Genomic DNA, 6,696 nt, shown 5'->3' on the forward strand with positions numbered 1-6,696 from the left:
AAAAATGGATTTTTTTAAACTTAAAGAACATAATAGTGATGTAAAAACTGAAATTTATGCAGGTATTGCTACTTTTTTAGCAATGATTTATATTATACCAGTTAATGCAAATATTATGAGTAATTCAGGTATGCCACTAGAAGCTTTAATTGTTGCAACTGCTTTAGTAACTATTATAGCTACTACTTTTAGTGCTTTTTTCTCTAATACTCCTGTGGCTATGAGTGTGGGTATGGGGCTAAATGCGTATTTTACTTTTAGCGTGTGTAATACCTATCAAATTCCTTGGCAAAGTGCTTTGGGAGCTGTGTTTTTATCGGGTATTGTTTTTACTTTATTATCTTTTACTAATTTTAGAATTTGGGTGATAAAAAGCATACCAAATGATTTAAGAAAAGCCATATCAGCAGGTATTGGAACCTTTATAGCCTTTATGGGACTTGTGCAAATGGGGATTATCACCAAAAGCGAAGCAACCTTAGTAGGTTTGGGCGATTTTTCAAGCACTAAAGTGCTTTTTGGATTGTTTGGCTTGTTTTTGGTTTTTGTTTTTTGGGCTTGGAGGATTAAAGCTGCGTTTATTTTAGCTGTTTTTGTAAGTGCTTTGTGTGCTTGGATTTTTGGTATTGATGGAGCTAAATTTCCTGAGCAACTTTTATCTTTACCAGTTATTAGTGGAGATAATGGTTTAAGTGCTATATTTGGTAAGCTTGATATTAAAGGAGCTTTAGAGCTTAGTATGATTCCTATAGTACTTACTTTTTTTGTTACTCAGCTTTTTGATAGTGTGGGTACAATCACAGGTGTAGGCTCAAGAGGAAAAATATTTGATGATCCAAAGCAAGGTGAGAAAAAATTAGGTAAAACCTTGGGCGCTGATGCGGCAAGTTCGGCTATGGGGGCGGTTGTTGGAACTTCTACTGTAACTGCTTTTGTGGAAAGCTCAGCAGGGGTAGAAGCAGGAGGTAGGACAGGACTTACAGCTTTAGTTACCGCTATATGCTTTGTTTTTACTTTATTTTTACTGCCAGTATTTAAAGCCATTCCTGCAAATTCTATTTATCCTATTTTGGTGCTTGTTGGTGTTTTAATGTTTATGGAAGTTGCAAATATTAATTTTAAAGATAAAGCTATAGCAGTAAGTGCGTTTTTTATTATCATCATGATGCCACTAACTTATTCTATCACCACAGGTTTTGCTTTTGGATTTATTGCATATTTATTTATGCGTATCATGCAAAAAGAATTTGATAAAATTAATCTTGGTATTATTGTATTAAGTGCGATTTCGTTATTAGTATTTTTATTACAATTTTTATAGGAAGTGATTATGTATTATTATGCTTATGAAGAATTTCAAAAAGAAATTATTCCTTTTACGCGCAAAATTAAGGAAGAATTTAATCCTGATGTATTACTTGCCATTGCAAGAGGTGGTATGACTTTGGGTCATTTTTTAGCAGAAGGTATGGGTAATAGAAATTTATTTTCTTTAAATTCCATTCATTATGAAGATACCCAAAAGTTAGATACGATTAAAATTTTTAATATCCCTGATCTTAGTTCATACAAAAAAATTCTTTTGGTAGATGATATTATAGATAGTGGTGAAACTATGATAGAAATCAAAAGAGTTTTAATGGAAAAATATCCTCATTTAGAACTCAAAGTAGCAAGTGTTTTTTATAAACCTTCAGCATTATTAATCCCTGAGTTTTATATAAAAGAAGCTAAAGAGTGGATTGACTTTTTTTGGAGTATTAAAATTTAGCTTTAAATCAAATACAAATGCTATAATATATATTGACTTTATTTTGTTAAGAAAGGATGTCTTATGAGTTTAACAAGAAGAAAATTTCTAAAAGGACTTGCTGCTACTTCAGCGATTGCTTCGGTTAATCCTTTAATAGCTGCAAGTGAGGGAACTAAATTTTATGATACTAAAAAAATTCCTCACGCTACTCACTTTGGTGCTTTTTGGGCTGAAGTAAATTCAGAGGGAAAACTTGTAAAAGTTACACCACAACAATCTGACAAACATCCTTCTATTATCACTGATGCTATCATTGATAGAACTTATTCAGATACTAGGGTAAAATATCCTTGTGTTAGAAAAAGTTTTTTAGAAGGTAAAAAAAGACCTAAATTAAGAGGTAAGGAACCTTTTGTAAGAGTAAGCTGGGAAAAAGCTTTAGAGCTTGTATTGCAAAAATTAAAAGAAACTCCTATTGAAAATTTATTTAATGCAAGTTATGGTGCTTGGGGGCATGTAGGTTTATTGCACAATTGTAACTCAGTAGCAGGAAGATTTTTTAACACTGCTTTAGGTGGTCATATCGGCACTGATGGAGAGTATAGTAATGGAGCTGCTGGTAAAGTTAATGCTAGTATAGTAGGGGATTTAGAAGTTTATTCTTTACAAACTTCTCATGAAGTTATCTTAGAAAATACTCAAGTTTATGTTTTATGGGGAGCTGATCTTTATAAATGTAATCAAATTGACTTTAAAGTTGCAAATCGTGGTAATGATGAGTATTATAAAAAATACAGCAAATCAAATATCAAATTTATTAGTATTGATCCTCAATACACTCAAACAGCAGAGATTTTAAATGCTCAGTGGATTAAAATTCGTCCAAATACCGATGTAGCTTTAATGCTTGGTATGATGAATTATTTATATAAAAGTGGAAAATATGATAAAAAATTTATTGAAAAATACACTGATGGTTTTGACAAATTCTTACCTTATTTACTTGGAAAAACTGATGGTATTGATAAAACTCCAGCTTGGGCTGCAAATATTACCGGTGTTGAAGAAAAAGTTATTACCACATTAGCAGATACTTTTGTAAAAAATAGAACTTTCTTAGCAGGTAACTGGGCTATGCAAAGAGCACACCATGGCGAACAAGCTGATTGGACTTTAATGGTTTTAGCTTCTATGATAGGTCAAGTAGGTCTACCTGGTGGTGGATTTGGTTTTTCAATGCACTATTCAGGCGGAGGACAAGCATTTTCAGGTGTAAGATTGCCAGTAGGTTTACCGCAAGGTAAAAATAATCTTGATACTAATATCCCTGCAAGTAGAATTTCAGAAGCAATATTAAATCCAGGCAAAACAGTTAAGTTTAAAGGTAAAGAAATTACCTATCCAAAAATCAAACTTATGTATGTAGTAGGTGCTTCTGTATTGGGTCATCATCCAGATACAAATGAGCTTATTAAAGCTTTAAGAACCCTTGATACATTAATCGTGCATGAACCTTGGTGGACTCCTATGGCAAAAATGGCTGATATTGTATTGCCTTCAACTACAACTTTAGAAAGAGATGATATTAGTTTTGGTGGTTCTTATTCTCAAGATTATGTTTATGCTATGAAAAAAGTAATTGAGCCTTATTTTGAAAGTAGAAATGATTATGATATTTTTGAAGAATTAGCAAAAAGAATAGGTGAAAGAGAGCATAAAAAATTCACCGGAAATAAAACAAAAGAGCAGTGGCTTGAAGGTTTTTATGGCAGAAGTGATTGTCCTTATTATATGGAATTTGCTGATTTTTGGAAACAAGGATTTATTCATTTTGAAGCTCCAAAAGAAGCTTATAACTTTGTAAGACACTCCGAATTTAGAGCTGATCCTGTGGCAAATAAACTTGCAACAGAAAGTGGAAAAATTCAAATTTATTCATCAAAATTTGAAAAATATAACTTGGAAGACTTTAAAGCACATCCAACTTGGTTTGAACCAGCTGAGTGGTTAGGTAATGAAAAATTAGTTAAAAAATATCCTTTCCATTTGTTAAGCCCGCACCCAAGATATAGAGTGCATTCTCAGCTTGATAATACTTGGGTGAGAGATTTGTATAAAATTCAAGGTAGAGAGCCTGTGATGATTAATACAAATGATGCTAAAAAACTTGGTATTACACACGGAGAAGTTGTAGAAGTATATAATGATCGCGGATCGCTTTTAGCAGGGGCTTTTGTAACAGATAATATTATGGAAGGGGTTATTAGTATCCAAGAGGGTGCTTGGTATGATCCTGAAGATGTAAGCGATAGCAAGCCAAGATGCAATGCAGGTCATGTAAATGTTTTAACAAGTTCAAGACCAACTTCAACTATGGCGCAAGCAACTAGTGTAAATACTTGTTTAGTGGGCATTAAAAAGCTAAAAGAAGTTATAAAGCCTTATAACTCAACTACACCACCAGAAATCATAGGAGCTTAATAATGAAGAAGATTATATTAGTATTGACTTTTTTAGCTAGTGCTTTATTTGCTAAAGATATGTTTATTTTTAATGAAAAAGTAGATCTTTTAGATAGTGCTAGTAAAAAAGTGGTAGGGCAAATTTATGAAGGCTCTAAAGTAGAGCTTATAAAAGAAGAGGGTGAATATTCTTTGATTAAAGTTAAAGGCGAGGTTGTGGAGACAAATCCAAAAAGTCTTGCTTATACTAAAGATGGAATTTATCTTTTACTTACTTTAAATGCTAAAAATGCAAACAATGAAATGGAATTTTTAGTTAAGAGTAAAGATTTAACCGATCAAGAAATTCTTGCTTGGGATGAGATAGAATTAACTTATTATGATACTTGTACAAGTTGTCACGCAGCGCATAAACCAAAAGAACATTTAATGGAAGAATGGGATGCATACTTATCTGCTATGCAAGGATTTGCAAAAATTACTGATGCAGAAAAAGATAGAATTTTAAGATTTTTACAATCTCATGCAAGTAATGGACCTGTAAAACTTGACTAATCAAAAATGAAAAGGTATTTGTTAGCCGTTTTATTTTTTGATTTTTGTGCTTTATTGTATGGCATAAGCACTTTATCTATAAGTTACAATGAAGCACAAATTTATTTTTATGATCATAGCTTAATTGCTATGATCGCTAGATTTGGCACTACTCTTTTTGGTCAAAATGACTTTGGGTTAAGACTACCTTTTGTTTTATTGCATTCTTTAAGCTGTGTTTTATTATACATTTTAGCTTTAAAATACACCAAAACTTCTTTTGATGCCTTTATTTCTGTGGTTCTTTTTATATTACTCCCTGGTAGTGTAGCTAGTGCTTTGCTTATTAATGAATCAAGCATTGTGATATTTTTTACGCTTTTAATTTTAGCATTATTTGAATATAAGAAAATATTTTTATTTTATATTTTATTAGTTTTAGTTCTTTTTGCAGATGGAAATTTTGTAATTTTATACTTGTCTTTTTTCTTTTTTGCTATTTATAAAAAAGATAAATTACTTATTATATGTTCTTTGATTTTATTTGCTATTGCAATGAGTGTTTATGGGTTTGATGCAAGTGGAAAACCTAAGGGGTATTTTTTGGATACTTTGGGTATTTTTGCAGCTTGTTTTTCTCCTTTAATTTTTCTTTATTTTTTTTATGTTGTTTATAGAATTCTTTTACAAGATGATAAGCCACTTTTATGGTTTATTAGTGCAAGTACTTTTGTTTTTTGTTTAATTTTTTCTATAAGACAAAGACTTTTTTTAGAAGATTTTTTACCTTTTTGTGTGGTTTGTACGCCTTTGTTGATTCGCTATTTAATGTCTTCTTATCGCTCAAGAATGCCACAATTACGCCTAAAACATAAAATTTTTATAGAATGTTCTTTGATATTTTTATTATTTTTTTATCTTGGTATTGTTTTTAATCAAAGTTTTTATTATTTATTAAAAGATCCCAAAAAACATTTTGCCTATGATTATCATATAGCCAAAGAATTAGCTCTAAATTTAAAACAACACAATCTCACGCATATTGCTACACAAGATAAAGAACTAGCCTTAAGACTTAAATTTTATGGTATTTCTAAGGGTAAACTAGAGCTTCATTCTAGTAAAAAAGCTAGTAAAATCTATGTTAGTTTAGGTAAGCATAAAGTATATTATTCTATAAAATGAAACAAGCTTTTACTTTAATAGAACTAGTTTTTGTTTGTATAATATTATCCTTATTATTTTCTATGGCTTATGTTTATTATAAACCTGATTATTTGCGTTTGGGAGCTGAGCAAGTTTTAAATGATATTAAATACACAAGACATTTAGCTTTAATGCAAAATGATTTTAGAGTTAAAGAATTTAACATTGCTAAACGAGAGTGGTTTAAGGCTAAATGGCAGCTGTATTTTATACGCTCAAAATCTGCCACTAATAATGAACAAACCTATACCATTTTTTTAGATAAAAACGGCGATGGCAATGCAAACATAGGTAAAAATATGATCAATAAAGACAGAGAAATAGCTGTTGATCTTATCAATCCAGATATATTAATGAACTCAGGTCAAAGTGGAGTGATAAATCAAAATGATTTCAAAGCAAATTTAAAATACAATATAGAAAAAACTTATGGTGTATCTAAAGTTTTATTTGAAGGTGCTTGTAAAGGAAGTACGCGTTTAGTTTTTGATGATTATGGTCGTTTATATACGCCTTTAAAAAATGCTACACGTGCTTATGATAAACTTGCTTCTTTTAATAATGATTGCATTATAAGATTATCTAATAATCAAAATGAGCATATATGCATTATTATAAATCCCATTAGTGGCTATGCCTATATCCCTAAATTTTCTTCAAATAAATCACAAAATATTATACTTAATAATAAAAACACCTACTGTCATGCCTTATAAGATATATTGATGTTGTATCACCCTG

Annotated in this window: 6 protein-coding genes; all 6 read left to right on the forward strand. The window is 30.6% G+C overall.

What is annotated here, in order from left to right; translation table 11 throughout:
- Window positions 1-4 precede the first annotated feature (4 nt).
- The 6 genes from L8X30_RS01305 to L8X30_RS01330 all read left to right on the forward strand — a co-directional run bounded on the left by L8X30_RS01305 (window position 5) and on the right by L8X30_RS01330 (window position 6,671).
- Window positions 5-1,321, forward strand: coding sequence for an NCS2 family permease (locus tag L8X30_RS01305; protein WP_263678593.1), 1,317 nt, complete (start codon window positions 5-7; stop codon window positions 1,319-1,321).
- 9 nt (window positions 1,322-1,330) lie between these two features.
- Window positions 1,331-1,771 carry a phosphoribosyltransferase gene (locus L8X30_RS01310; RefSeq protein ID WP_263663846.1) on the forward strand — a complete coding sequence of 147 codons (441 nt, stop codon included), beginning with the start codon at window positions 1,331-1,333 and terminating at the stop codon, window positions 1,769-1,771.
- A gap of 63 nt (window positions 1,772-1,834) precedes the next feature.
- Window positions 1,835-4,234, forward strand: coding sequence for a molybdopterin guanine dinucleotide-containing S/N-oxide reductase (locus tag L8X30_RS01315; protein ID WP_263678594.1), 2,400 nt, complete (start codon window positions 1,835-1,837; stop codon window positions 4,232-4,234).
- Between the two features lie 2 nt (window positions 4,235-4,236).
- On the forward strand, window positions 4,237-4,770 hold the full coding sequence (locus L8X30_RS01320) for a hypothetical protein (protein ID WP_263678595.1): 534 nt from the start codon (window positions 4,237-4,239) through the stop codon (window positions 4,768-4,770).
- A gap of 6 nt (window positions 4,771-4,776) precedes the next feature.
- Window positions 4,777-5,934 (forward strand): hypothetical protein, encoded by a 1,158-nt coding sequence (locus L8X30_RS01325; protein ID WP_263678596.1) that lies wholly within the window; start codon window positions 4,777-4,779, stop codon window positions 5,932-5,934.
- Window positions 5,931-6,671, forward strand: a complete 741-nt coding sequence (locus tag L8X30_RS01330) for a Tfp pilus assembly protein FimT/FimU (RefSeq protein WP_263678597.1) — start codon at window positions 5,931-5,933, stop codon at window positions 6,669-6,671. Before L8X30_RS01325 ends, L8X30_RS01330 begins: the two co-directional genes overlap by 4 nt.
- Window positions 6,672-6,696 lie beyond the last annotated feature (25 nt).

The sequence above is a fragment of the Campylobacter sp. CNRCH_2015_0338h genome, from assembly GCF_025772785.1.
Lineage (GTDB): Bacteria > Campylobacterota > Campylobacteria > Campylobacterales > Campylobacteraceae > Campylobacter_D.

Bases quoted from the DNA above. Each gene is read 5' to 3' on its own strand.
- L8X30_RS01305 (WP_263678593.1), top strand. From the start codon at position 5: ATGGATTTTTTTAAACTTAAAGAACATAATAGTGATGTAAAAACTGAA.
- L8X30_RS01310 (WP_263663846.1), top strand. From the start codon at position 1,331: ATGTATTATTATGCTTATGAAGAATTTCAAAAAGAAATTATTCCTTTT.
- L8X30_RS01315 (WP_263678594.1), top strand. From the start codon at position 1,835: ATGAGTTTAACAAGAAGAAAATTTCTAAAAGGACTTGCTGCTACTTCA.
- L8X30_RS01320 (WP_263678595.1), top strand. From the start codon at position 4,237: ATGAAGAAGATTATATTAGTATTGACTTTTTTAGCTAGTGCTTTATTT.
- L8X30_RS01325 (WP_263678596.1), top strand. From the start codon at position 4,777: ATGAAAAGGTATTTGTTAGCCGTTTTATTTTTTGATTTTTGTGCTTTA.
- L8X30_RS01330 (WP_263678597.1), top strand. From the start codon at position 5,931: ATGAAACAAGCTTTTACTTTAATAGAACTAGTTTTTGTTTGTATAATA.